This window comes from Arthrobacter sp. UYEF21, from assembly GCF_040546085.1.
In the GTDB taxonomy this organism is placed as follows: domain Bacteria; phylum Actinomycetota; class Actinomycetes; order Actinomycetales; family Micrococcaceae; genus Arthrobacter.
In genome coordinates, this window is the sequence record NZ_JBEPNF010000001.1 from 392,308 (window position 1) to 416,898 (window position 24,591).

A 24,591-nucleotide genomic window follows, 5' to 3' on the forward strand; every position below is an offset into this window, starting at 1 on the left:
GCAAGTGGCCGCCGCAATCGGATGCTGCGTTGTGAGAAGCTAGGGGAGTGAATGACATCCTCCCCATTATTCTGTCCATTGTTGCTGCCCTGGCGATTATTGGCGGGCTGATCCCGGTCCTGTTGAAGGCGCGGAAGAACATCACGCAGTACCCCGGGACGCGTGACGCCAATGACCCCGTCGCCGGCGGGGGAACACTGCTCGAAGACGCTCCCGTGGTTCCGGCCGAGCGGAAGGCTCCAGCCGGCGTCGACCTCGAAGACCTCGAAGGCCTCGAAACCACTGACGTGCCCGACGACGCGGCGGGCCTTGAAACCATCCAGGTGGAAACCCCCCTGCCGGTGGCCGGCCGCCTGATGCGCCTGCGCGAACGCCTGGTCCGGTCCAACAACATCCTGGGCAAGGGCCTGCTGGCCCTGCTCTCCAGTGACAAAATCGATGAAAACGTTTGGGACGAAGTTGAGGAAACCCTCCTTCTGGCGGACCTGGGAACCGAACCGACCATGCAACTGGTTGACGCGCTCCGGGAACGGGTCAAAGTCCTCGGCACCCGGACACCGGAGCAGGTCAAGGCACTGCTGCGCGAAGAACTCATCAAACTGGTGGATCCGACCATGGACCGCAGCCTGCGCACGGACAGGCAGGGCGACAAGCCAGCCATCGTGCTGGTGGTGGGCGTCAACGGCGTGGGAAAGACCACCACAGTGGGCAAGCTCGCCCGGGTGCTCGTGGCCGAGGACAAGGACGTGCTGCTGGGTGCGGCGGACACGTTCCGCGCTGCCGCGGCGGAGCAGTTGGCCACGTGGGGACAGCGCGTGGGCGTTGCCACGGTGAAGTCCGACGTCGACGGCGCGGATCCCGCGTCTGTCGCCTATGAGGCGGTCAAGGCAGGCATCGACCAGGAAGTCGACGTTGTCATGATCGACACGGCGGGCCGCCTGCAGAACAAGACCGGCCTGATGGACGAACTCAGCAAGGTCAAGCGCGTCATCGAGAAGCTTGCCGAAGTGGACGAGGTCCTGCTGGTGCTGGACGCCACCACTGGCCAGAACGGCCTCAACCAGGCCCGCGTCTTCGCCGAGGTAGTGAACATCACCGGCATCGTCCTGACCAAGCTGGACGGCACGGCCAAGGGTGGAATCGTGGTGGCCATCCAGAAGTCACTGGGTGTGCCGGTCAAGCTGATCGGTCTTGGCGAAGGTGCCGATGACCTGGCTCCGTTTGACGCTGAAGGCTTTGTGGACGCCCTGCTTAACTAAGGGCCGGCTCCGACAATCGAGGGGTGGGATCCCGCGGCTAAGCGCATGCTTAGGCGGTGGGATCCCACCCCTCGGTACGTTTTAGCGGCTCGCGCGTGACTGACCAGCAGGCGGCGGCCACCACCAGGACCCCGCCGGTGACGCCGAACGCCCAGCCGTAACCCAGCTGATCGGCGAGGAATCCCACCAGCACCGGGCCCAAAATCGCACCGATGTCCGTAGTCATCTGGTACGCGGCCAACACGCGCCCGCCTGACCGCTCGTTCCCGATGACGTCGGCCACGGCTGCCTGTTGCGCGGGACCCAGAAGGCCGGACCCCACCCCGGCCACTGCGGAGGCCGCCAGGAACCAGCCCAGGTGGGAGGTGAAGCCGATGGCTGCCGTGGCGGCCCCGGCGACAAGGAGCCCCGCAATCATCATCGGCTTCCGGCCCAGGCTGTCGGCCAGCCGGCCGGAAAACGTCAGCGCGGCAGCGTTTCCGCCGGCAAACACGGCAAGCGCCAGGCCGGCAGTTTCAGGACCCGCGCCGAGCGCAGCAACAGCGAAGAGGGGCACGGTGGCCATCCGCACGCCGAAGGTTGCCCAGCCGTTGGCGAAGCTGGAAACCAGGACCGAGCGGTAGGCGCCGATCCCGAGGGCATCCGCGAAACGCATGGCCGGAGCGTGGTCCCCGGCGGACCTCGCCGAAGTGGGTGTGTGGCTGAGCTGGGTCTGCACCACGATGGCAGCGAGGACAAGGGCAGCGGCGTAACAGAGGAACGGCACCCTCAGCCCGAAACCTGCGAGCAGGCCGCCCACCACCGGGCCCAGGACGCTGCCGATCAGGAAGGAGGATGCGTAGGCTCCGGACACCCGGCCCCGGCTTTCCGGCGGTGACAGCCGGACCACAAGAGACATCGACGCCACGGTGAACATCACCGAGCCCACCCCGCCCAGCCCCCGGAAGACCAGGAGCTGCCAGTAGTTTTGTGCGAAAGCGCAGGCCGCCGTCGACACCGCCACGATCAGCAGGCCGCCAACATAGACAGGCCGTTCGCCGAGCCGGCCGATGAGGGCGCCTCCGGCGGGCGCGAACACCAGCCGCATAAAAGCGAAGATGCTCACGATCACCGCGGCGGCCGTCGCCCCCACGTCGAAAGTTGTGGCGAATTGCGGCAGCACGGGCGCAACAAGTCCGAAACCGAGGGCAATCAGGAAGGCAGCCGCCAGCATCACCTTCACGTCGCGGGGGAGTCCGGGCCGTTGGGGTCGGATAACGGACAGAATCCGCATTGTGGCCCGGCTCACACGTGTGGGTGCCGTCATAGGGCTGGGTTCCTTGCTTGGTTGGCGGCCGGCGGCCTGTGGAGCGGGTGAAACATAACCGTAACAAGCCAGATATGCACCATTTACTTCCTAGAGGTTCTTGTAACAAATCAGCAATGCAATTCCCCAGCGGGCGAAACACTGCACGGACAAACTCATTTCAGGACGCAAAAGGCGTTGGCAGGCGGAACTATCCGCAGCGTCGAGAAGAGGGAGGACGTGCACCATGGAACTTACAGCAGGTCACGTATGGCTCATGGTGGCGGCAGCACTCGTGCTGTTCATGACACCGGGTCTGGCATTTTTCTACGGCGGTATGACGCGCGCCAAGGCTGCACTGAACATGATGATGATGAGCTTCATCTCCATCGGCATGGTCGGCGTGGTCTGGGTGCTCTGGGGCGCATCGATGAGCTCCGGCGAAGGATTCCTCCAAATCGTCGGGAACCCGTTCGCCACCTTCGGCCTTGAGGGAATCACCTCCCCGGACGGCCTGATCAAGGTGGGTTACGCAGCGACCTTCGCCATTATCACGGTGGCTCTCATCAGCGGTGCGATCGCTGACCGCGCCAAGTTCGGCGCCTGGACCGTCTTTGTGCCCGTGTGGGTCACGCTCGTGTACTGCCCGCTGGCGTACATGGTGTGGGGCGGCGGCTTGTTCGGTCCCGAAGGCGCCATTGGCCAGGCACTCGGCCCTGCCATCGACTTCGCAGGCGGCACCGTGGTCCACATCAACGCTGGTGTGGCGGCCCTCATCCTCGTCCTGATCATCGGCAACCGCCGCGGCTTCGGCAAGGACCCCAACCACCGCCCGCACAACATCCCCTTCGTGATGCTCGGTGCAGCCATCCTTTGGTTCGGCTGGTTCGGTTTCAACGGCGGCGCGGCCACCACTGCCGAGCAGGGCGGCCTGATCTGGGTCAACACCCTCGCAGCCCCGGCCGCGGCCATGCTTGGCTGGCTCGTCACCGAACGCATCCGCGACGGCCACCCTACCTCGCTGGGTGCTGCCTCCGGTGTCGTGGCCGGCCTGGTTGCCATCACCCCGGCCTGCGCCAACGTCAGCCCTGTGGGAGCCCTCGGCCTCGGCGTCATCGCCGGCGTTGCTTCCGCCCTGGCCGTCGGCCTCAAGTTCCGTTGGGGCTTTGATGACTCCCTGGACGTTGTCGGCGTGCACCTGGTCTCCGGCATCATCGGCACGGTTGCCCTGGGCTTCATTGCCCTGCCCAACGACGGTGTGGGCGGCGGCCTCTTCTACGGCGGCGGACTGACCCAGCTCTGGGCCCAGCTTGCAGCGGCCGGCACCGCCATCGCCTACTCTGCAATCCTGACGTCGATCATCGCCTTGGCCATCCACAGGACCATGGGTTTCCGCGTCTCGCAGGAGCAGGAAACTGTGGGTGTTGACCTCAGCCTGCACGCTGAGACTGCCTACGAGTTCGGCGTGGGCGGCCAGGGTGGCAGCTTCCAGCCGCTTCACGAATTGATCACCGGCAAGGCAACATCCCCGGAGGGCGCCACCGCCGAATCGAACGGTGCAAGGAAGACTCAGCCGGCAGCCGGTAAAGAAAGCGTGGAAGCATGAAACTGATCACAGCCATTGTCCGCCCGGAGAAGCTGGACGCGATCCGGGAAGGTCTGGAGTCGTACGGGGTGCAGGGGCTGACGGTCAGTGCAGCCAGCGGCTACGGCCGCCAGCGCGGCTACACGGAGGTTTACCGCGGCGCGGAGTACAACGTGGACCTCCTGCCCAAGATCCGGGTGGAAGTGCTCGCCACTGACGAACAGGCCGACGATATCCTCGATGTCATCATCGCCAGCTCCAACACCGGACGTGCGGGAGACGGGAAGGTGTGGACCATGGACGTCTTCGAGGCAGTCAGGGTGCGCACAGGCGAGCGCGGCGTAGCAGCGATCTGACACTCACGCCACGTCAGGCAGTTCCAGCAGCAGACAGGGAGCGGGCAGGGAACCTCACAGGTTCCCTGCCCGCTCCCTGTTGTTCGGGCTACCCGGCCGGCGCCGAACCTGACCAGCCTGCGGGACCCGACGAGCCGGCGTCGTACTCCTCCAGCGGCACCGTCCCCCGCTGCCAGGCCTTCAGCACGGGCTCAAGGATCCGCCAGCAGTCCTCCGCGGTGTCGCCGCGGACGGACAGCAGGGGATCGCCGTTGAGCACCCCCTCCAACACTTCGCCGTAGGGCAACAACTCCGACGCGCTGAGTTCGGCATCCAAAGTCACGCGGCCGAGACTGAAGATGCTGCCAGGACCGTTGACATCGACGTCGAACTGGAGCGTGTCCGGCCCGAAACCGATCCGCAACTGGTTAGGGGAGTCCACCCCGGTGAACCCGGCCGGGAGGTGCGGGACCGGCCGGAAAGTGATCACCGCCTCCTTACGCTTGAGGCCCAAAGCCTTGCCGGAACGAAGGATGAAGGGAACGCCCTGCCAGCGCCAGTTGTTGATGTCCACCCGGACCTCGGCCAGGGTTTCTGTGCCGAGGTCCGGGTCCACGCCGCCTTCCTTGGCATAGTCCGGGACCTTCCGGCCCGCGATCGACCCCGCTGTGTAGCGGGCCCGGCGCGTGGATTTCGCGTACGGCGCGCTGATGTTGCTGGCGCGCAGCAGAGTCGCCACCGCGTCGCGCAGGTCGCGCTCGCCGATGGTCGCGGGCGGTTCCATCGCCACGAATGCCATGATCTGCAGCAGGTGGCTCTGGATCATGTCGCGCAGGGCGCCGGCACCGTCGTAATAGCGTGCGCGCCCTTCCAGTGCCAGGTCCTCGTCGAAGATGATTTCCACCTTCGCCACGTGCTCACGGGTCCAGACCGGTTCCAGGAAGTTGTTCGCGAACCGCAGCCCCAGAATGTTCAGGACAGTGGCTTTGCCCAGGAAATGGTCAACCCGGTGGATGTGGTCCTCCGGCACGAGGGACGCCAACGTCCGGTTAAGGGACCGGGCGGACGCTTCGCTGGAGCCGAACGGCTTTTCCATCACCAGCCGTGTTCCGGCCGGCACCTGTTCGGGACGCAGGGACTCGCAGGCCAACTGGCTGATCCGGGGCGGCAGGGCAAAGTAGATGGCGGTGGGGCCTTCGAGTCCTGCCAGCAGCGAGGCCAGCGCTCCCTCCGCCGTGACATCGACCTGGTGATAGGCCGTGGCTTTTTCAACATCGGTGAGCGCTTTGCGCCCGGCCGGATCTGCAGTCTCGGCCGCCGCCGCGAAGGCCTCGCGGACCCGGACCTGCCATTGTTCCGGGGTCCACGCATCAGAGCCGGCGCCTACCAGGTCCAGTCCTTCGGCGCGGCCCTTGGCCACCAACCGGGCAAGGCCGGGAAGGAGCAAGCGGCCGGTCAGGTCGCCGGAGGCCCCCAGGATGAGCAGGGTTTTTACACTCGTTTGGCTGGTCACCTTGCCAGCATGCCATCATGCATGCCCGACTTGGTACCCTAGATAGTCGAGTCCCCCCTGTAACTCCACTGAAAGAAGTGCGCGGCGCGTGTTCAATTCACTCTCTGACCGGTTGACAGCAACCTTCAAGAACCTCCGTGGCAAGGGCCGCCTCACCGAGGCAGATGTTGATGCCACAGTCCGGGAGATCCGCCGCGCCCTCCTGGATGCCGACGTCGCTGTTCCCGTTGTGCGCGAGTTCACGGCCAGGGTCCGGGAACGTTCGCTCGGTGCCGAGGTATCCGGGGCGCTGAACCCCAGCCAGCAGATTGTTAAGATCGTCAACGAGGAACTGGTTGAGATCCTCGGTGGCGAGACCCGCCGCATCCGCCTGGCGAAGAACGGCCCCACCATCATCATGCTTGCCGGCCTTCAGGGCGCAGGCAAGACCACCCTCGCCGGCAAGCTCTCCAAGTGGCTCAAGGCCCAGGGCCACAGCCCCATCCTCGTGGCATGCGACCTCCAGCGCCCCAATGCCGTCACCCAGCTTCAGGTTGTGGGCAAGCGCGCCGGTGTGCCCGTCTTCGCGCCGCACCCGGGGGCCACCTCTGAACTGGAGCACCCGGCCGGTGACCCTGTTGCCGTCGCCCGCGCCGGCGTCGAGGAAGCACGCCAGAAACTCCACGACGTCGTGATTGTTGATACCGCCGGCCGCCTGGGCGTGGATGCCGAGATGATGGAGCAGGCGAGCCAGATCCGCCGGGCCATCGTCCCCAACGAAGTGCTGTTCGTGATCGACGCCATGATCGGCCAGGACGCCGTGAACACGGCAATGGCCTTTGACGAGGGTGTGAACTTCACCGGCATCGTGCTGTCAAAGCTCGACGGCGACGCCCGCGGCGGTGCTGCGCTTTCGGTGGCGTCGGTCACCGGCAAGCCCGTGATGTTCGCGTCCACCGGTGAAGGCCTGGACGACTTCGAACTGTTCCATCCGGACCGGATGGCCTCCCGCATCCTGGACATGGGCGACGTCCTCACCCTGATTGAGCAGGCAGAGAAGAACTGGGACAAGGACGAAGCCGCCCGGATGGCGAAGAAATTCGCCGACCAGGAAGACTTCACCCTGGACGACTTCCTCTCGCAGATGCAGCAGATCCGCAACATGGGCTCCATGAAGAAGATGCTCATGATGATGCCGGGTGCGGCCGGGATCAGGCAGCAGCTGGAAAACTTTGACGAGCGCGAGATCGACCGCGTCGAGGCGATCGTCCGCTCCATGACGCCGCACGAGCGCGTCGCCCCGAAGATCATCAACGGCTCCCGCCGCGCTCGCATCGCCCGAGGTTCCGGCGTGCACGTGTCCGAGGTGAACGGCCTGCTGGAGCGATTCGCCCAGGCCCAGAAGATGATGAAGAAGATGGCCCAGGGCGGCGGCATGCCGGGAATGCCAGGGATGCCAGGGATGCCCGGCATGGGTGGCCCCGGTGGTGCGCGCAAGGGCGGCAAGAACGCCCCGAAGAAAAAGGCACGGTCCGGCAACCCGGCCAAGGCTGCCCAAGAGCTCAAGGATGCCGAGGCCCGGCGGGCCGGAGCGGCTAAGGCCCTGCCGACGGGCGCAGCCTTCGGCCAGCAGTCGGGCGACTTTGATCCCTCGCAGCTGAACCTGCCCAAGGGGTTCGACAAGTTCCTCGGCAAGTAGACGCGTTTTGCCGGGTGGGCAGCAGCCGGTGCGCTTTTGAGGGCTGGCAACGACGCTGCTGCCATCCGGCAAGGATGTGGGGGCTCTGGAATAAGGTTGGGTCATGTTCAAGCAGAGGGTAGTTTTCGTGCACGGCGGCGGGCCGTTCGGGGCGGCAGCGTGGCCGCGCCAGCACGGGATGGCGCTGGCCTACGATGCCCTGTTCCTGCGACGCCACGGCTACGACCCCCTGGCTGAACCCGTGGAATCCTCGTTCACCGAGGACACCGCCATCATCCTTCGTTCACTGGCGGATGACGGGCGCGGTGCCGCCGGCGGGCATGTTGTTGCCCATGCTCAGGGCGCCATCGCAGCCATGATGGCGGCCGTCCAACGCCCCGACCTCGTGTTTTCCCTGACGCTGGTGGAACCCGCCTGCCTGTCGCTCACCGCCGAACTGCCCGCCACCTCAGCGCACGTGGCGCTGATGCAGCCGCTTTTTGAGGTCCGTTACGAGTTGGGCGATGAGGAATTCCAGCGGGAGTTCGTACGCCGGATGTTCGCGGCCGACCTTCAGGAGCCCTCCACGCCGGAGGAAAAACGGTCAGCGCGCCGGCTTCGCCTGCAGGCCCCATCCTGGGAAGCCCCGCTCCACATTGTTCCCGGCGTCCCCACCATGGTCCTGACCGGAGGCTGGGAGCCTCTCTACGAGGAAATCGCGGTATACCTGCGGGAAACCGGTGCCCTGCACCGCATCGCTGCAGGAGGGCACCGGCCACAGGACTCGGTTGAAGGTGACCGGGCCATCCGGTCCTTCATCGCCGAGGTCAGCAGGTCAGTCTCAGTTCAGGCTTCCTGACGCCGCTTCGCCGCCTGCGCCCGGAAGCTGCAGTTCAGGCAGATATACCTTGCCGCCGGAGGCCAGGAATTCCGCGCTCTTTTCCCGCATGCCGCTGTAGGCCTCGGCGATGGCTGCCTGGGAATCGGCTGAACCATACTCGTCCCGGATGTCCTGGCTGATTTTCATGGAGCAGAACTTCGGCCCGCACATGGAACAGAAATGCGCGGTCTTGGCCGGTTCGGCCGGCAGCGTTTCGTCATGGAAGGCTTCCGCCGTGACCGGGTCCAGGGACAATGCGAACTGGTCGCGCCAGCGGAACTCAAACCGTGCCTTGGACAGGGCGTCATCACGCTCGTGCGCACCCGGGTGGCCCTTAGCCAGGTCTGCTGCATGGGCGGCGATCTTGTAGGTGATCACCCCGGTCTTGACGTCGTCCTTGTTCGGGAGGCCAAGGTGTTCCTTGGGCGTGACGTAACAAAGCATCGCGGTGCCGTAGCGGGCGATTTCCGTGGCGCCGATGGCGGACGTGATGTGGTCATAGCCCGGGGCAATGTCCGTGACCAGCGGCCCAAGCGTGTAGAACGGGGCGCCCTTGCAGAGTTCCTGCTGGCGTTCCACGTTCTCCCGCACCAGATGGAACGGGACGTGCCCGGGACCTTCCACCATGACCTGGACATCGAATTCCCAGGCCCGCTGCGTGAGCTCCGCCAGAGTGTCCAGCTCGGCGAACTGGGCGGCGTCATTGGCGTCCGCCGTCGCTCCCGGGCGCAGTCCGTCGCCCAAAGAGAATGCGACGTCGTACTTGGCGAAGATCTCGCACAACTCGTCGAAGTGCGTGTAGAGGAAGTTCTCCTGATGGTGGGCCAGGCACCAGCCGGCCATGATTGCGCCGCCGCGGGAGACGATGCCGGTGACGCGGTTGGCCGTCAGCGGCACGTAGCGCAGCAGCACTCCGGCGTGGATGGTCATGTAGTCCACGCCCTGCTCGCACTGCTCAACCACGGTGTCACGGAAGATTTCCCAGGTCAGTTTGTTGGCCTCGCCGTTGACCTTCTCCAAAGCCTGGTAAATGGGCACGGTGCCGATGGGAACGGGGGCGTTGCGGATTAGCCATTCCCGCGTGGTGTGAATGTCATCGCCGGTGGACAGGTCCATGACGGTGTCCGCGCCCCACTGGGTGGCCCACTGGAGCTTGTCCACCTCCTCGGCAATGGAGCTGGTCACCGCGGAGTTGCCGATATTGGCGTTGATCTTCACCAGGAAGGCCTTGCCGATGATCATCGGTTCAGATTCCGGGTGGTTGATGTTATTGGGGATGATGGCGCGGCCGGCAGCGACTTCGCTGCGGACCAGTTCCACGTCACAGTTCTCGCGGAGGGCAACGAACTGCATCTCGGGCGTCACCACACCCTGCCGTGCGTAATGCATCTGCGTGACGGTCTTGCCTTCGACGGCGCGGCGGGGCACGGGCTGCGCGCCCTTCCACTCCGCGGAAGCGGCGCCGCGGCGAACTGCCGACTTGCCGTCGTCGAGCAGGTTCCGTTCCCGGCCGCTGTAGGGCTCGGTGTCGCCGCGGGCGGCGATCCACTCCGAGCGGAACGGGTTGAGGCCCACCACCGGATCGCTGCCCGGACCGGCCGTGCGGTAGGTCCGGAAAGGCCCGTTCGCCTCGCCGTTCGGCGACGGTTCCAGCGCGATCTCGGTCACGGGAACCCGGATCCCGGTGGCGTCATCATTGATGAACGCCAGCGAGTGGGACTTCAGTGACTGGGTTTCAGGCCGGACCGTTTGATCCTGGTCGGCTTCACTTTGGGCAGGGTTCAGCTGTGTTTCTTGTGTATTCAATGAATATTCACTTCCTTCGCCGGCATTACCCGGACAGGTTCAACGGTCGCAGGCTGCGTCAGCCCGATCTCAGCCCCTGCAAGGGCTCCCGTGTGGTCAAGTCGAAGCTACCACAGGCCGAGGGTGGCCTGTGACAGCAGTCACGGGGATGCTGTCGCAACCTGTCTGCCCAGCCACTTGAATTAAATTGAAGCTTCAAGTAAAATGGAGTCATGGCCACCTTCGACCCCGAAGGCCAACGGACCGGGAGCGTTCAATGACTGCAGAAGCCACCAGTCGGGATCTCCTTCCTGCCGACCTCTCCATGGGCACAGTGATGCTCAAGGTGGGCGACATGAAGCTGATGACCGACTACTACCAGCGTGCGCTCGGCCTGGAGGTCGTCGCCGAACAGGACGGCGGCGTCTACCTTGGCCGGCTCCGGCGCCCGCTGGTCCATCTTGCGGCCGCCCAGTCCTTGAGCCTGCCCCGCAGGGGCGAGGCCGGGCTGTTCCATACGGCGCTGCTCTTTGACCACCGGGCTTCGCTTGCTGCCACGGTAGCCACCGCGGCCCAGTACGAACCCCGGTCCTTCACCGGCAGCGCCGACCACCTCGTTAGCGAAGCCTTCTACTTCAATGACCCCGAAGGCAACGGCATCGAACTGTACTGGGACAGGCCCCGCGAAAACTGGTCCTGGAACGGGAAGGATGTGCTGATGGACAGCTTGGCACTGCCGCCGCAGCGCTACCTTGAGCAGCACATGACCGAGGAATCCATGGACGGCCAGCAGGCCGCCGAAGCCGGTGTGGGCCACGTCCACCTCCAGGTGGGTGATGTCCAGTCGGCGCACGATTTCTATGTGGGCACGCTGGGCTTCGAAAAGACCGCCGGCTGGCACGGGCAGGCATTGTTCGTTTCTGCGGGCGGATATCACCACCACATGGCAATGAACGTATGGAACAGCCGCGGCGCCGGACCGCGCAAGGACACCCTGGGACTAGGGGAGGTGCTCATCGAAGTCCCTTCAGGTGACGACGTCGGAGCCCTCGCTGACCGCTTGAAGGTCGCCGGGCTGGCGTCACACCACACGGGTGCCGAACTGCGCTTCGAGGATCCGTGGCGCAACAATATCCGGGTTGCTGTCCGCTAAGTGGCGCTGGCCGGAGCTGCAGGCCCCGATGCACTAGGCTGATTTCGAACGGCCGGGGCGGCACCCTTAGCTGCCCGCCAGGGCCGCACCGTCGACGGAATGAGGGCTGTGCCCATGGGCTTCACTGAAATTTTTGTAGCTACCCACGACGCCGCGCTGAAGCGTGCCGGCGTCCTTGATGCCGGCGGCTCGCCGCCGGGACCCGCACTGCGGATACCGGGAGTCAGTGATTTCGAGATAGAACAGCTCGGCGATCTCGCCGGGGCTGCGGTCCACGCCGGTGGCGAGGGCTACGAACTTGCCATGGTTGACGTTTCCAGCGACTCCCTCCTCGGCGTGCCGCCGGCGATGGTGCGGGCGCTGGCTGACCTCCTTACCTATGAAACTGAGGGTGAAGGCAACGTCCTGGATGATGTCGCCGAAAAATGGGCCGGTCACGACGATATGCCATTCGGTGCAGCCGACGCCCGGAACTATGTCCAGCAGCTCGCCGAGCTGGCCAGTGGAATTCACGACGCCGAGCGCACCGGGGTGTATGTCTGGGCGTCCTAGGCCCCTGGGGGCCTGCCAGGTCCGTCCTCTTCCCCCCATCCAGACGTGTCAAGTCGAAATCCTGACGCTGATCTGGCACAATAAACAGGTACTCGATCTGCGTGGCCCCTCTCTCCGCGTCCGGATCCTGTCCTTCGAGCCTTCAAGTACGGCCCGCCCCACGGGTGCAGAACGTCGGTTCAACCCTTTTCTGAAACAGGAGTGACCACAAAAGTGGCCGTAAAGATTCGCCTTAAGCGCTTTGGTAAAATGCGCGCACCGTACTACCGCATCGTCGTTATGGACGCACGCTCCAAGCGCGACGGCCGTGCCATCGAAGAGATCGGCAAGTACCACCCCACCGAAGAGCCCTCATACATCGAGGTCGACACAGACCGTGCCCAGTACTGGCTCGGCGTTGGCGCCCAGCCGTCCGAGCAGGTTGCCGCGATCCTCAAGATCACCGGTGACTGGCAGAAGTTCAAGGGCCTCCCGGGCCAGGAAGGCACCCTGAAGACCAAAGCTCCCAAGGCTGCCTTTGTTGCCCCAGAAAAGGGTTCCGTAATCATCCCGGAGGCCATCACCAAGAAGGCAAAGCAGTCTGACGCAGCCGAGGCCCCGGCCGAAGCAGAAGCCAACGAGGCTGAGTAGATTGCTGGCAGAAGCGCTCGAACACCTGGTCCGGGGAATCGTTGATTCTCCGGAAGATGTCAAGGTCAGCTCGAAGAACAACCGCCGGGGGGACACCCTCGAGGTCCGCGTTCATCAGGATGACCTGGGACGGGTGATCGGCCGCCAGGGCCGCACTGCACGTGCACTGCGCACCGTTGTGGCGGCACTGGCAGACGGCGAACCGGTAAGGGTCGACGTCGTCGACACGGACCGCCGCCGCTAAGCGCTCGGCAACATCAGTTTTTGCTCCGGCCCTTCCACCGATCAAGGTGGAGGGGCCGGAGTGCTTTCATCACAACACTGTGGATACCCCACAACCGGAACAGAGGAACAGATGCAGCTTCAGGTGGCACGAATCGGCAAACCGCACGGGATCCGTGGGGAAGTGACGGTCCAGGTTTTGACCGATGCCCCGGCGGACCGGTTTGTTCCCGGCACCGAGTTTGTGGTGGAGCCGGCGTCGGCCGGCCCCCTGACTGTTGAGAGTGCGCGATGGAACAAGGACATCCTGCTGCTCGCATTTGAGGGAATTGAAACCCGCAACCAGGCCGAGACCCTGCGCGGGGCCAAGCTGTTCGTCGAAACCGAAGAGCTGGACGATGACGACGACGAAGGCTGGTACGAGCATGAGTTGGTTGGCCTCGAGGCGCGGGTGGGCTCCCAGGTGGTAGGTAAGATCGCGGCGCTGCACACCATGCCGGTCCAGGACCTGCTGGTGGTTGAGGACGCCAACGGCAAGGAAATCCTCATTCCCTTCGTCGAGCAGATCGTGCCGGAAGTCAACGTCGCTGGGGGGTTTGTCCTGCTCACCCCGCCGGACGGACTGTTTGAAGTCAACTCCGACGACGCTGCCACCGGCGGGCCTGAGGGCAACGCGTAGATGAGAATCGACGTCGTCAGCATCTTCCCTGAGTACCTGGCGCCCCTGGAGCTGTCCCTCATCGGCAAAGCCCGCCAGGACGGCCTGCTGGACCTGCACGTCCATGATCTGCGCGGGTTCACCACCGATAAACACCGCTCCGTGGACGACACGCCCTACGGTGGCGGCGCCGGCATGGTGATGAAGGCGGAGCCGTGGGCTCAGGCGCTGGCTTCCGTCGCCGACACCAACGAAGCTAAAACAATTAAGCCGGTCCTGATCGTGCCGTCACCGGCGGGGGAGCGCTTCACCCAGGCGCTGGCCCATGAGCTCGCCGAAGAGGAGCAGCTCGTTTTTGCCTGCGGACGCTACGAAGGCATCGACGAGCGCGTCATCGAATGGGCGGCGGAACACTTCACCGTCCGGCCCATGAGCCTTGGTGACTACGTGCTCAACGGCGGTGAGGTAGCTGTCCTGGCCATGGTGGAGGCCATCGGCAGGCTGCTGCCCGGGGTGGTAGGCAACCCCGAGTCCCTCGTCGAGGAGTCGCACTCCGACGGACTGCTGGAGTACCCGGTGTACACCAAGCCCTCCAGTTGGCGTGAGCGGGAAGTGCCGGCAGTCCTGCTGAGCGGCAACCACGGGAAGATCGCGCAGTGGCGGCGCCACCAGCAGTACCAGCGGACGGCGGAGCGGCGTCCTGACCTGTTGGAGGCGTTCGATGCCGGTAAGCTGCCACGCGCAGACCGGACCGCTCTCTACGACCTCGGGTACGCCGTCGTCGAGGGTCACCTCCGTGCCCGGCGGCCCGGTGATGCCCAAAACGGCGCCGAAACCAGTAACTCCGCCTGACCGACGCCCTCCGCCTGACCGGGCGGGCCGTCGGCGGCAATTGGCTGATGGCCTGTGAATGTGGCAAAATTAGTCTTTGTGTCTGCTGGGTCCGCACCTGCCACAGGGGGAGCGCAACCAACAGCTAAGGCAACCCGGTACTTTCAATCAGTGAAGGAACCGGACCACTTAACTTTCGGCGGTAATTTCCGGTGCGTCCTGCGCTGCCGGGCTTGACTGCCGTGACCTAAAGTGAATGACCTGTGGCGTTCACCAGGAGTGCAATTATGCATATTCTCGATTCCGTAGATGCAGCCTCGCTGCGCACAGATGTTCCCGAGTTCCGCGCGGGTGACACCCTCAAGGTTCACGTGAACATCATTGAAGGCAAGAACTCCCGTGTCCAGGTGTTCCAGGGCTTCGTCCTGGGCCGCCACGGCGATGGCCTTCGTGAAACCTTCACCGTCCGCAAGGTCTCCTTCGGCGTCGGTGTGGAGCGTACCTTCCCGGTGCACTCCCCGATCATTGACAAGATCGAGGTCGTCTCCAAGGGTGACGTGCGCCGCGCGAAGCTGTACTACATGCGTGATCTGCGCGGCAAGGCTGCCAAGATCAAGGAAAAGCGCGACTTCCAGACCAAGAAGTAAGTCCCCAGGGACCTACAAAGCAGGCCCCAGCCGTACCAGGCCAGCGCCGGAGCCCATCGCGACAGCGCCCCAGGAATACGGATCATGGACCAGACAAAACGCCAGCCCAGAAAAATGGGCTGGCGTTTTGCGTTCCTGGCACTGGTGCTCGCTGTTGCAGTCAGCGGCCTGGTCCGTTCGCTGTGGCTGGATGTTTACTTCATCCCGTCCAACTCCATGGAGCCTGTCCTTGAAGGCGGCGACCGGATCCTTGTTTCCAGAACCGACTTCCATAACAACCCGGTGCGCCGGGGCGACATCGTGGTCTTTGACGGCAGGGGATCCTTTGCTCCGCTGAACAGCGGGAAGGGTCCCTTGCTGGATTCCGTCGCCGCTGCCGGCCAATGGCTGGGCCTGACCGGCAGCGACACGACGTACGTCAAGCGGGTCATCGGACTTCCGGGAGATACTGTGGTTTGCTGCGACACGGACGGGAAGATCACCATAAACGGGACGGCGCTTGACGAGCCCTACCTCTTCGAGGGTGACAGTGCAAGCACCCAGGTGTTCACCGCCGTAGTTCCCGACGGACGGCTGTGGCTGCTGGGTGACCACCGCTCGGTATCAGCCGATTCGCGCAGCCTGCTCGGTGCCCCGGGCGGCGGCATGGTGCCGCTTACCAGAGTCATCGGCAGGCCGGTCCAGATCATCTGGCCACTTGATAGATTTGCTGCAGTACCACGGCCGCACGCGGCAGGACCAACAACAGAGGACGGACCGTAGATGCCCGAGAACCACGCCCGGACACCCGAGCCGTCCCGTGATGGCGCCGCCAGCGAGTCCGCCGGCTATACCGCTGACCCCGTGACGGCGGATGCGGCCGCCGCGGGCCCGGTCAGTTCTGATCCCGTCACGTCCCGCCCCGTCACGCCCGACGGCGGTGCTTCCGCGCCCGTCACGCCCGACGGCGGTGCTTCCGCGCCCGGAGCATCCGACGGGGGTGCTGAGGCGAGGCCGGCAGCGCCGGTCGCCGGACGGCGCTCCACGGCGCCCCAGGACGGGACTGGGGTGCCCAGCCAGGTTTTTGTCTGGCTCAAGGAAGTTGCCACCGTCGTGGTGATTGCCGTGGTTCTGTCGTTCTTGATCAAGACTTTCCTTTTCCGTGCGTTCTACATTCCGTCCGAGTCCATGGTCAGCACCCTGGACATCAACGACCGGATCTTCGTAAACCTCCTGGTGCCCGAACCGTTCGCCATTTCACGCGGTGACGTGGTGGTCTTCAGGGATACCCAGGGTTGGCTGGCCGAAACGCCGGCAAAAGAGGCGGGACCCTTTACCTGGGTCCAGGACGGCCTGACGTTTGTGGGATTGCTGCCGGACAACTCCGAGCAGCACCTCGTCAAACGCGTCATCGGGCTCCCCGGAGACAAAGTGATCTGCTGTGACGACGGCGGTAAACTGACTATCAACGGATCTCGGATTAATGAAACCTACGTCAACGCTGCCGAGACACCGCAGATCCGCGCCTTCGACGTCGTCGTTCCGGAAGGGAAGGTATGGGTGATGGGCGATAACCGTAACCATTCCGCTGATTCCCGCTCCCATCTGGACTCCAACGGCGGATTCGTCGATCTGGTGGATGTGGAAGGCAGGGCAGCCGTCATCGCCTGGCCGCTGAACCGGGTCACCGTCCTGGGCAACTACCCAGATGTCTTCCGAAACGTACCCGCAGGGAAATAACAGTGTTAGCCGTCACATCCGCCACGCCCGCCAAAGCGCCCGGCCGCCAAACGGCAGGGCCCCGTTCCAAGGCTCCGACTCTCCGGCACGAGCGGACCTTCAAGGCGCAAGGTGCCCGCTATCTGGCCGGAGTGGACGAGGTGGGGCGTGGCGCCCTTGCCGGGCCTGTGAGCGTGGGGATCGCCGTCGTTGACCTCCATACCCAAAAGCCCCTGTCAGGTGTGCGGGACAGCAAGCTGCTCAGCCCCGCGGAGAGGGAGCGCTTGGAACCCCTTGTGCGGAGCTGGAGCGTGGCCTCGGCGGTGGGGCATGCTTCCGCCCACGAGATCGACGTGCTGGGCATCATCGCCGCGCTGCGGCTCGCCGGGACACGCGCCTGGCTGAAGATCCTCGCCACAGGTGTAAGCCCGGACGTAGTGCTGCTCGATGGCAGTCACAACTGGCTCTCGCCGGCCGCGCAGCTTTCCCTGTTCGACGAGCCTGTGCTGGAAGCCGGCTGCGCCGCTCCCGTCCATACCAAGGTGAAGGCGGACATGCAGTGCCTGAGCGTGGCTGCCGCGAGCGTGATCGCCAAGGTGGAACGCGATCAGCAGATGCGTGGCCTGCACACCGAGTATCCGAATTTTGGTTGGGACGTTAACAAGGGCTACGCCACTGTCATCCACCGCGCCGCGTTGCGCGCCGCGGGCCCCACCCCCTACCACCGGGTGAGCTGGAACCTCCTTGGCGGAGACCTCTGAGGCCAGGCACCGGGGCGCGGTGCCTGGGCGGCGCCCGTGCCGCCCTGAATGGTGCAAGATGGAAGCATGAGCGCTGAGGATCTTGAAAATTATGAAACCGACATGGAGTTGCAGCTCTACCGTGAATACCGGGATGTCGTCGGGCTCTTCAGCTATGTGGTCGAGACGGAACGCCGCTTTTACCTCGCCAACCATGTTGACCTCCAGGCCCGCAGCGCCGACGGCGAGGTTTACTTCGACCTGACGCTGCAGGACGCCTGGGTGTGGGACGTCTACCGCTCGGCACGGTTCGTCAAGACGGTCCGGGTGCTGACCTTCAAGGACGTCAACGTCGAAGAGCTGCCCCGCAACGAGGAACTCGCACTGCCCAAGGACGTTGACCTGGGCAACTGATGCGCCCACTGCTCCTCCACAACGCTGCCACGGAAGCGTTTTCTGCTGAGTTTACCCACATAGGCCACTAGCTTTCCGCCGTCCACTGTCCTGCCACGGCAGGCTGGTTGCGGAGGTAGAAATGAAAGCCAAAGACCTGTTGGGCCAACGCGGCGAGGAGCTCGCTGCCGGTTATCTTGAATCGCTGGGCATGCTGGTGGTGGAGCGGAATTGGCGCTGCACTGAAGGTGAAATAGACATCGTGGCCCTGGACGGGGACTCGCTGGTGATCGCCGAAGTGAAAACCCGGCGCTCCCTGGATTACGGCCATCCGTTTGAGGCCGTGGGAACGGCCAAACTGGCCCGCCTGCACCGGCTGGGATCGGCGTGGTGCCGGGACCGGGAACTGCGGATGCCGTTGCGGCGGGTGGACGTCATTGCCGTGGTGGACGACGGCGGCGGCGGCGACCCTCTGGTGGAACACCTCAAAGGGGTGGGGTAGATGGCTCTGGGCCGGACATATTCGGTGGCGCTCGTGGGGTTGAACGGGTACATCGTCGAGGTCGAGGCTGACATCGGCCAGACTTTGCCGGCATTTGTCATTCTTGGTCTGCCGGACGCCGCCCTCAACGAAGCCAAAGAGCGGATACGGTCGGCGGCCAAGAATTCCGGTATTCCGCTGAGCCGCCGAAAGATCACGGCAAACCTAATTCCGGCTTCGCTGCCCAAACGCGGTTCGGGGTTCGACCTCGCTGTCACTATGGCGGTTCTGCGGGCCGCCAATGACATCAAACCCACAGCGCGGACTGTCTTCATCGCCGAACTGGGTTTGGACGGCCGGCTGCGGCCGGTTCGCGGCATCCTGCCTGCGGTCATGGCGGCCGTCCAAGCCGGATATCCGGACGTTGTGGTGGCACAGGCCAACTTCGGCGAAGCGTCGCTGGTCCCCGGTGCCAACGTCAGGGGTTACCGGACCCTCGCCCGGCTTGCCCTCGATTTCGGGGCGGACCCGCAGGAACTGGCACTGGACTTCGAACCCGAAGATGACGCCGGCCACGGGGATTCCCTGCCAGGCGCCCTGGCAGTGCCGGACATGGCCGACGTCTCCGGTCAAGGCGATGCCCGCCGTGCGCTTGAGGTGGCAGCGGCCGGCGCCCACCACCTTCTGCTGACCGGGCCGCCGGGCGCGGGCAAGACCATGCTGGCGGAGAGACTGCCCGGGCTGTTGCCGGACCTTGCGGACAACGAGGCCATGGAGGTCACCGCCATCCACTCGTTATGCGGCCTTCCCTCATCAGCCGTCCAGCTCCTCCGGCGTCCGCCGTTCGAAAACCCGCATCATTCGGCCACAGCCGCGGCGATCATCGGCGGCGGCTCGGGGTTGCCCCGGCCCGGTGCTGCCTCCAGGGCCCACCGTGGCGTCCTGTTCCTGGACGAGGCGCCGGAATACGAACGCCGCGTTTTGGACGCTCTGAGACAGCCACTGGAGAGCGGGGAGTTGGTCATTCACCGCTCCGCGGGAACAGCCGCCTATCCTGCCCGTTTCCAGCTGGTCCTTGCCGCCAACCCTTGCCCCTGCGGCAAAGCGTCCGGAAAGGGCCTGAACTGCACCTGTACGCCCATGATGCGACGCCGCTACGTGGCCAGGATGTCAGGGCCGCTCCTGGACCGCGTGGACATCCAGCTGCAGGTGGAACGGGTTTCACTGGCAGACTTCGGCCAGGCTGGCGCGGAGGAGGACACCGCTGCCGTGGCCGGACGAGTGGGCGATGCCCGAAGGCGGCAGGCAGAACGGCTGCGGCCGCTGGGCCTGGAAACCAACTCCCAGGTACCCGGCCGCATTCTGCGCGGTGCCCTCCGGCTGCCCGCAACAGCCACCCGGATCCTGGATCAGTCCCTGGAGCGCGGCGTGCTGACGGCCAGGGGTTACGACAGGGTCCTGCGGCTCGCCTGGACCCTGGCGGACCTGTCGCACCGCGACAGGCCCGACACCAACGACATCGGCCAGGCCCTGGGCCTGCGGCAGGCTGCCTCGGCAGCGGCGTGAAGGACGGAAACCATGGATAACGAACGGATCGCGCGGGCCGCGCTGTCGCGGCTTATGGAACCCCAGGATGCTGCCGGGCTGGCGCTGGTGCAGGCCACAGGCGCCCAGGACGCCCTGTTGATCGCCACCGGCCAGGCATCTGCCGGCCCGGCACTGGAACAGGAAATCACCGGTCTTCTTGCCGAGAACGGCGCCGGAACCAGCTGGGGCGGCATGACGGCGGCCCTCAGACGCTGGTCGCCACGCGTTCCCGATCTGGCTCCCGAACGCGACCTGGCCACCATGGCACGCCTCGGCGGCCGGGTGATCGTCCCCTCGGACGACCTCTGGCCTGCCCAACTCGGGGACCTCGGGATTCATGAACCCATCTGCCTGTGGTGGCGCGGCGTGGAACAGGAGCTGCCAGGCCGGGCTCGCTGCGTGGCGCTGGTGGGTTCCCGCGACAGCACCAGCTATGGTGCGTCCGTTACCGGCGATATTGCCTACACCCTGGCGCAGCGCGGTTTCACCGTAGTTTCCGGAGGTGCCTACGGCATTGACGCGCACGCACACAGGGCCGCGTTGGCCGGGGGATCAGGGGCGATGCCCACCATAGCTGTCATGGCGGGCGGCGTGGACCGCTTTTACCCGTCCGGCAACGAGGATCTCCTCCGGGCGGTCTGCAACCAAGGGGCGGTGATGGCAGAGGTCCCGCCGGGATCGGCGCCCACCCGCTACCGGTTTCTTCAGCGGAACAGGCTGATCGCCGCCCTGGCGGCCGTAACGGTGGTGGTGGAAGCCCGATGGCGGTCCGGGGCGCTGAACACGGCCCACCATGCGGAGACGCTGGGCCGGGCAGTCGGGGCAGTCCCCGGGTCTGTCCACAGCGCAAACTCAGCAGGCTGTCATCGGCTGCTCCGGGACGGCGGCGCAGTCTGCGTGACTGACGCAGCCGAGATCGCTGAACTGGCTTCGCCCAGCGGTGCAGGGCTTGCTGAGCCTGGAACGGCTCATGCGGCCGAGCACGACGGCCTGACGTTGGAGGACCTGATCCTCCTCGATGCCCTTCCCCTCCGGTCCACCACATCCGTGGACAAACTCTGCGCCGTCGCTGGCCTCAGCGTCGACTCCGTGCGGGCGGGGCTGGGCAGGCTTGGGCTGGTGGGGCTGGCCGTCTCAGAAAGGGGCGGCTGGAAACGGGCCAAGGATTCCCGCTAGTTTCCTGTGTCCCGGGCCGGATTGACGGCTGAATTCTGTCACAGTGTAACGGTGGAGAACCAGGAACTGTCCCCGGCGTTCGAGCAGGCTCTCGCCGGCTTCGGCCGGTATCTTGAAGCGGAGCGGGCCCGCTCCGCGCATACACGCCGGGCTTACCTTTCAGACCTTCAAAGCCTCCTGGAACACGCCGCCGCCGACGGCCTCACTGATCTGCCGGAACTGGCACTGGGGACTCTCCGCGGCTGGTTGGGGGCGCAAAGCCAGGCCGGGATGTCCCGTTCCACCCTGGCCCGGAGAGCGGCTACTGCACGGTCCTTCACCACCTGGGCGCTGCGGGAGGAGCTCATCGAAGTCAACCCCGCCCTCCGGCTGAGGGCTCCGAAAGCGGAAAAGTCTCTGCCGGGAGTGCTGCAGTCCCAGCAGCTTGTCCGGCTGTTAACCAGCCTGGAGGAAGCTGCAGCGGAGGGCTCGCCGGTGCCGGTGCGCAACCGCGCCATGGTGGAAGTCCTTTACGCCTCCGGCCTGCGGGTGGGGGAGCTGGCGGGACTGGACGTGGACGATCTCAACCCGGACCGCCGCACCCTCCGCGTCGTTGGCAAGGGCAACAAAGAACGGACTGTCCCCTATGGCGTCCCGGCTGCTGTCGCCGTCGACGACTGGCTCCGCCGGGGCCGGCCGCTCCTGGCGACGGGGCACAGCGGCCCGGCACTGTTCCTGGGGGCCAGAGGCAACCGCGTTGACCAGCGCCAGGTCCGGACCGTGGTGAAAGGGCTCTTCGAGGCCTTGGGCGACACCTCAGCGACCGGCCCGCACGCTCTCCGGCATTCAGCCGCGACCCACCTCCTGGACGGCGGAGCGGACCTCCGGGCGGTGCAGGAAATCCTGGGCCACAGCAGCCTGTCCACCACCCAGATCTACACGCACGTCTCGGTGGAACGGCTCCGGCGGAGCTACCAGCAGGCCCATCCCAGGGCCTGAACGCCGCCGGAAGCCCGCGCAGGGACGGCAAAACGCGGTTCATGCCAGCTGTGGCGAATCGCACTGGCGTAATTAGACGGGGTACGGCACAATAAGAGTCACGTCCGGCAACTTTCAAGTGTCGCTTGAAGCTCTTTCGCTCTGCGCGCCACCGCAAGTCCGGACACACTTTAATATTCAGGTAAGGAACACCGCGGCTGGAAACAGCACGGGCAGTTTCATCCAGGCAGAGGTCGTTGGGGAAGACGTACCTACAGCTATGGAGGATGGAATGTCTGTTGCAATGACCCGCGGTGTGCTGTTTGTTCACTCGGCCCCTACGGCACTGTGCCCGCATGTTGAGTGGGCCATTGGATCCGTCGTGGATAAGCGGACGGATCTTGAGTGGACACCTCAGCCTGCTGCGCCCGGAATGTTCCGGGCTGAGCTCTCCTGGACGGGCACCCCAGGCACCGGGTCGCTGCTGGCGTCCTCGCTCCGAGGCTGGGCGCATCTGCGCTATGAGGTCACAGAGGAGCCAAGCCAGGGGGTTGATGGCGGCCGCTGGTCGCACACCCCCGAGCTGGGGATCTTCCACGCCACAACTGACGTCCACGGGAACATCATGGTCTCTGAGGACAGGATCCGCTACGCCTACGAATCAGGCGCCGGCGATCCTTCCGCCGTCTACCATGAACTCTCTTTGGCCCTCGGTGAAGCCTGGGATGAAGAACTGGAGCCCTTCCGCCACGCGGCCGAGGGCGCCCCTGTCCGCTGGCTGCACCAAGTGGGCTGACGGCAGCCGGAAGCCACGCCGTCGTACGTTCCACCAGCCGCTCCATAGCAAAGAGGAGGCCCCGCCAAATGGCGGGGCCTCCTCTTGTTTAAGTGGTGACTGCTGCTAGACGTTGCGGATGGCGATGACGGCGTTGTGGCCGCCGAAACCGAACGAGTTGCTTAGCGCCACCACGTCGCCGGCCGGCAGGTCGCGGGCCGAGGTGACGACGTCGAGCGGGATCTCGGGATCCTGGTTCTCAAGGTTGATGGTCACCGGAGCCTTGCGTTCGTAGACAGCCAGCACGGTAAGCACGGCCTCCACTGCGCCTGACGCGCCGAGGAGGTGCCCCATCTGCGACTTCGTGGCGGATACCGCAACGTTGTCGATGTGGTTCCCCAGCGCGGCACGGAGCGCCGTGTACTCGGGCTTGTCACCGACGGGGGTGGAGGTGGCGTGCGCGTTAACGTGGACCACATCCTCGGCCTGGATGCGGCCGTCGAACATGGCTGCCTTGAGCGCCCGGGTGGCGCCCAGGCCCTGGGGGTCCGGAGCGGTGATGTGGTATGCGTCTGCCGTCACGGACGTGCCGGCCAGTTCGGCGTAGATTCGGGCGCCGCGGGCGAGGGCATGCTCCTCGGCTTCCAGGACCAGGGCCCCGGCGCCTTCGCCCATCACAAAGCCGTCGCGGCCAAGATCGTAGGGACGTGAGGCGCCCTGCGGGTCGTCGTTGCGGCGGGAGAGTGCCTGCATTGACGCGAACGCAGCGAGCGGCATTGGGTGGATGGCGGCTTCGGCGCCGCCGCACATGACGACGTCGGCCTTACCGGAACGGATCAGGTCCAGGCCCAGGTGGAGGGCCTCGGTGCCGGAAGCGCAGGCCGAAACGGGGGTGTGGGCGCCGGCACGGGCGCCAAGGTCAAGGCTGACGGCCGCAGCGACGCCGTTGGGCATCAGCATGGGGACCGTCATGGGGAGGACGCGGCGGGGGCCCTTTTCCTTCAGCGTGTCCCAAGCATCGAGCAGGGTCCATACGCCGCCAATCCCGGTGGCGAAGGCCACTGCCAGGCGGTCGTGGTCAATTTCCGTGATGCCGGAATCGGCCCACGCCTCACGGGCGGCGATGACGCCGAACTGGGTCGAGGGGTCCATCCGTTTGGCTTCAACGCGGCCCAGTACATCCAATGCCGGAGTGGTGCAACGGGCCGCGAAGTGGACGGGCAGTTCGTATTTGGCAACCCATTCATCCTCCAGAGTGCGGGCACCGGAGACGCCTTTCAGCGCGTTCTTCCACATGGTTGGTACGTCGCCGCCGATGGGCGTGGTGGCACCCAGACCGGTAATGACTACTTTGCGTGTCATTGGATCACTCTCTGTCGCTGGGCAGGCCGTATCCGCTAACTCCGGCGGGGTCCCGCGTGTTGGGCAGCTGGCTGCCGGGAAAAATCTGGTGGACTGCCGGCCCTGCTAGGGCGGGCCGGCAGTCCTGTCAGCCTGAAGGGGCTGAAGCCCTGTCTAAGCCTGTGCGCCGGCGATGAAGCTGACGGCGTCGCCCACGGTCTTGAGGTTCTTGACCTCTTCGTCCGGGATGCGCACGCCGAATTTCTCTTCGGCGTTGACCACAATGGTCATCATGGAGATGGAGTCGATGTCCAGGTCCTCGGTGAAGGACTTGTCCAGCTCCACGGCTTCGGGGGCGAGGCCGGTTTCTTCGTTGACGATTTCAGCCAAGCCGGTCAGGATCTCTTCGTTGCTAGCCATTGACGGCTCCTTTTCTTGTTATTGCCGGCAG

Annotated in this window: 26 protein-coding genes and 1 riboswitch; of the genes, 21 read left to right on the plus strand and 5 right to left on the minus strand. The window is 65.2% G+C overall.

The window, feature by feature from the left end; all coding sequences use genetic code 11:
* The first annotated feature begins 47 nt into the window (after window positions 1-47).
* Entirely contained in the window at window positions 48-1,259 is a 1,212-nt protein-coding gene (ftsY, locus tag ABIB27_RS01800; protein WP_354214176.1) for a signal recognition particle-docking protein FtsY, read from the plus strand.
* A 49-nt stretch (window positions 1,260-1,308) separates the two neighbouring features.
* Here the strand turns inward: ftsY and ABIB27_RS01805 are convergent, their stop codons facing one another.
* On the minus strand, window positions 1,309-2,565 hold the full coding sequence (locus ABIB27_RS01805; RefSeq protein WP_502909084.1) for an MFS transporter: 1,257 nt from the start codon (window positions 2,563-2,565) through the stop codon (window positions 1,309-1,311).
* Between the two features lie 226 nt (window positions 2,566-2,791).
* Between ABIB27_RS01805 and ABIB27_RS01810 the strand changes: the two genes are divergently transcribed.
* The gene (locus ABIB27_RS01810; protein ID WP_354214177.1) at window positions 2,792-4,150 is read left to right on the plus strand and encodes an ammonium transporter; all 1,359 of its coding nucleotides are present in this window, start codon (window positions 2,792-2,794) and stop codon (window positions 4,148-4,150) included.
* On the plus strand, window positions 4,147-4,485 hold the full coding sequence (locus ABIB27_RS01815) for a P-II family nitrogen regulator (RefSeq protein ID WP_354214178.1): 339 nt from the start codon (window positions 4,147-4,149) through the stop codon (window positions 4,483-4,485). The genes ABIB27_RS01810 and ABIB27_RS01815 overlap by 4 nt, the downstream gene beginning before the upstream one ends.
* 88 nt (window positions 4,486-4,573) lie before the next feature.
* On the opposite strand, the gene ABIB27_RS01820 is transcribed toward ABIB27_RS01815, so the two are convergent.
* Entirely contained in the window at window positions 4,574-5,977 is a 1,404-nt protein-coding gene (locus ABIB27_RS01820) for a glucose-6-phosphate dehydrogenase (protein ID WP_354214179.1), read from the minus strand.
* An 88-nt stretch (window positions 5,978-6,065) separates the two neighbouring features.
* Here ABIB27_RS01820 and ffh point away from each other — a divergent pair, with 88 nt between their 5' ends.
* Both ffh and ABIB27_RS01830 read left to right on the plus strand, forming a co-directional pair.
* Window positions 6,066-7,655: a signal recognition particle protein gene (ffh, locus tag ABIB27_RS01825; protein WP_354214180.1), complete on the plus strand. Its 1,590-nt coding sequence runs from the start codon at window positions 6,066-6,068 to the stop codon at window positions 7,653-7,655.
* A gap of 103 nt (window positions 7,656-7,758) precedes the next feature.
* The gene (locus tag ABIB27_RS01830; protein WP_354214181.1) at window positions 7,759-8,493 is read left to right on the plus strand and encodes an alpha/beta hydrolase; all 735 of its coding nucleotides are present in this window, start codon (window positions 7,759-7,761) and stop codon (window positions 8,491-8,493) included.
* On the opposite strand, the gene thiC is transcribed toward ABIB27_RS01830, so the two are convergent.
* Window positions 8,476-10,320, minus strand: a complete 1,845-nt coding sequence (thiC, locus tag ABIB27_RS01835) for a phosphomethylpyrimidine synthase ThiC (RefSeq protein WP_354214182.1) — start codon at window positions 10,318-10,320, stop codon at window positions 8,476-8,478. The genes ABIB27_RS01830 and thiC overlap by 18 nt on opposite strands.
* Window positions 10,315-10,422: riboswitch (TPP riboswitch) on the minus strand. (Overlaps the previous gene by 6 nt.)
* A gap of 154 nt (window positions 10,423-10,576) precedes the next feature.
* Between thiC and ABIB27_RS01840 the strand changes: the two genes are divergently transcribed.
* From ABIB27_RS01840 to ABIB27_RS01915, 16 genes are all read left to right on the plus strand, one after another.
* Complete coding sequence (locus ABIB27_RS01840; RefSeq protein ID WP_354214183.1) at window positions 10,577-11,452, plus strand: VOC family protein; 876 nt, start codon at window positions 10,577-10,579, stop codon at window positions 11,450-11,452.
* A gap of 114 nt (window positions 11,453-11,566) precedes the next feature.
* Window positions 11,567-12,004: a hypothetical protein gene (locus tag ABIB27_RS01845; RefSeq protein ID WP_354214184.1), complete on the plus strand. Its 438-nt coding sequence runs from the start codon at window positions 11,567-11,569 to the stop codon at window positions 12,002-12,004.
* Window positions 12,005-12,217: 213 nt separating this feature from the next.
* Window positions 12,218-12,634: a 30S ribosomal protein S16 gene (rpsP, locus tag ABIB27_RS01850; RefSeq protein WP_354214185.1), complete on the plus strand. Its 417-nt coding sequence runs from the start codon at window positions 12,218-12,220 to the stop codon at window positions 12,632-12,634.
* Window position 12,635: 1 nt separating this feature from the next.
* Entirely contained in the window at window positions 12,636-12,878 is a 243-nt protein-coding gene (locus tag ABIB27_RS01855; protein ID WP_056349097.1) for an RNA-binding protein, read from the plus strand.
* A 111-nt stretch (window positions 12,879-12,989) separates the two neighbouring features.
* A complete protein-coding gene (gene rimM, locus ABIB27_RS01860) occupies window positions 12,990-13,535 on the plus strand; it encodes a ribosome maturation factor RimM (RefSeq protein WP_354214186.1) in 546 nt (181 codons plus the stop codon).
* Complete coding sequence (gene trmD, locus ABIB27_RS01865; protein ID WP_354253414.1) at window positions 13,536-14,366, plus strand: tRNA (guanosine(37)-N1)-methyltransferase TrmD; 831 nt, start codon at window positions 13,536-13,538, stop codon at window positions 14,364-14,366.
* Window positions 14,367-14,632: 266 nt separating this feature from the next.
* Window positions 14,633-14,992, plus strand: coding sequence for a 50S ribosomal protein L19 (gene rplS / locus ABIB27_RS01870; RefSeq protein ID WP_354214188.1), 360 nt, complete (start codon window positions 14,633-14,635; stop codon window positions 14,990-14,992).
* An 84-nt stretch (window positions 14,993-15,076) separates the two neighbouring features.
* A complete protein-coding gene (lepB, locus tag ABIB27_RS01875; protein WP_354214189.1) occupies window positions 15,077-15,754 on the plus strand; it encodes a signal peptidase I in 678 nt (225 codons plus the stop codon).
* A complete protein-coding gene (gene lepB / locus ABIB27_RS01880) occupies window positions 15,755-16,711 on the plus strand; it encodes a signal peptidase I (RefSeq protein WP_354253415.1) in 957 nt (318 codons plus the stop codon).
* 2 nt (window positions 16,712-16,713) lie between these two features.
* Complete coding sequence (gene rnhB, locus ABIB27_RS01885) at window positions 16,714-17,451, plus strand: ribonuclease HII (protein ID WP_502909085.1); 738 nt, start codon at window positions 16,714-16,716, stop codon at window positions 17,449-17,451.
* A 66-nt stretch (window positions 17,452-17,517) separates the two neighbouring features.
* Window positions 17,518-17,844, plus strand: coding sequence for a DUF2469 domain-containing protein (locus ABIB27_RS01890; RefSeq protein ID WP_111909356.1), 327 nt, complete (start codon window positions 17,518-17,520; stop codon window positions 17,842-17,844).
* 121 nt (window positions 17,845-17,965) lie between these two features.
* Window positions 17,966-18,325, plus strand: a complete 360-nt coding sequence (locus ABIB27_RS01895) for a YraN family protein (protein WP_354253416.1) — start codon at window positions 17,966-17,968, stop codon at window positions 18,323-18,325.
* Complete coding sequence (locus tag ABIB27_RS01900) at window positions 18,326-19,870, plus strand: YifB family Mg chelatase-like AAA ATPase (protein ID WP_354214192.1); 1,545 nt, start codon at window positions 18,326-18,328, stop codon at window positions 19,868-19,870.
* 12 nt (window positions 19,871-19,882) lie between these two features.
* On the plus strand, window positions 19,883-21,067 hold the full coding sequence (gene dprA / locus ABIB27_RS01905) for a DNA-processing protein DprA (protein ID WP_354214193.1): 1,185 nt from the start codon (window positions 19,883-19,885) through the stop codon (window positions 21,065-21,067).
* 51 nt (window positions 21,068-21,118) lie between these two features.
* The gene (locus ABIB27_RS01910; protein ID WP_354214194.1) at window positions 21,119-22,045 is read left to right on the plus strand and encodes a tyrosine recombinase XerC; all 927 of its coding nucleotides are present in this window, start codon (window positions 21,119-21,121) and stop codon (window positions 22,043-22,045) included.
* A gap of 271 nt (window positions 22,046-22,316) precedes the next feature.
* Window positions 22,317-22,820: a DUF3145 domain-containing protein gene (locus ABIB27_RS01915; RefSeq protein ID WP_056349065.1), complete on the plus strand. Its 504-nt coding sequence runs from the start codon at window positions 22,317-22,319 to the stop codon at window positions 22,818-22,820.
* Window positions 22,821-22,925: 105 nt separating this feature from the next.
* On the opposite strand, the gene ABIB27_RS01920 is transcribed toward ABIB27_RS01915, so the two are convergent.
* Entirely contained in the window at window positions 22,926-24,161 is a 1,236-nt protein-coding gene (locus ABIB27_RS01920; RefSeq protein WP_354214195.1) for a beta-ketoacyl-[acyl-carrier-protein] synthase family protein, read from the minus strand.
* A 153-nt stretch (window positions 24,162-24,314) separates the two neighbouring features.
* A complete protein-coding gene (locus ABIB27_RS01925) occupies window positions 24,315-24,560 on the minus strand; it encodes an acyl carrier protein (protein ID WP_354214196.1) in 246 nt (81 codons plus the stop codon).
* Window positions 24,561-24,591 lie beyond the last annotated feature (31 nt).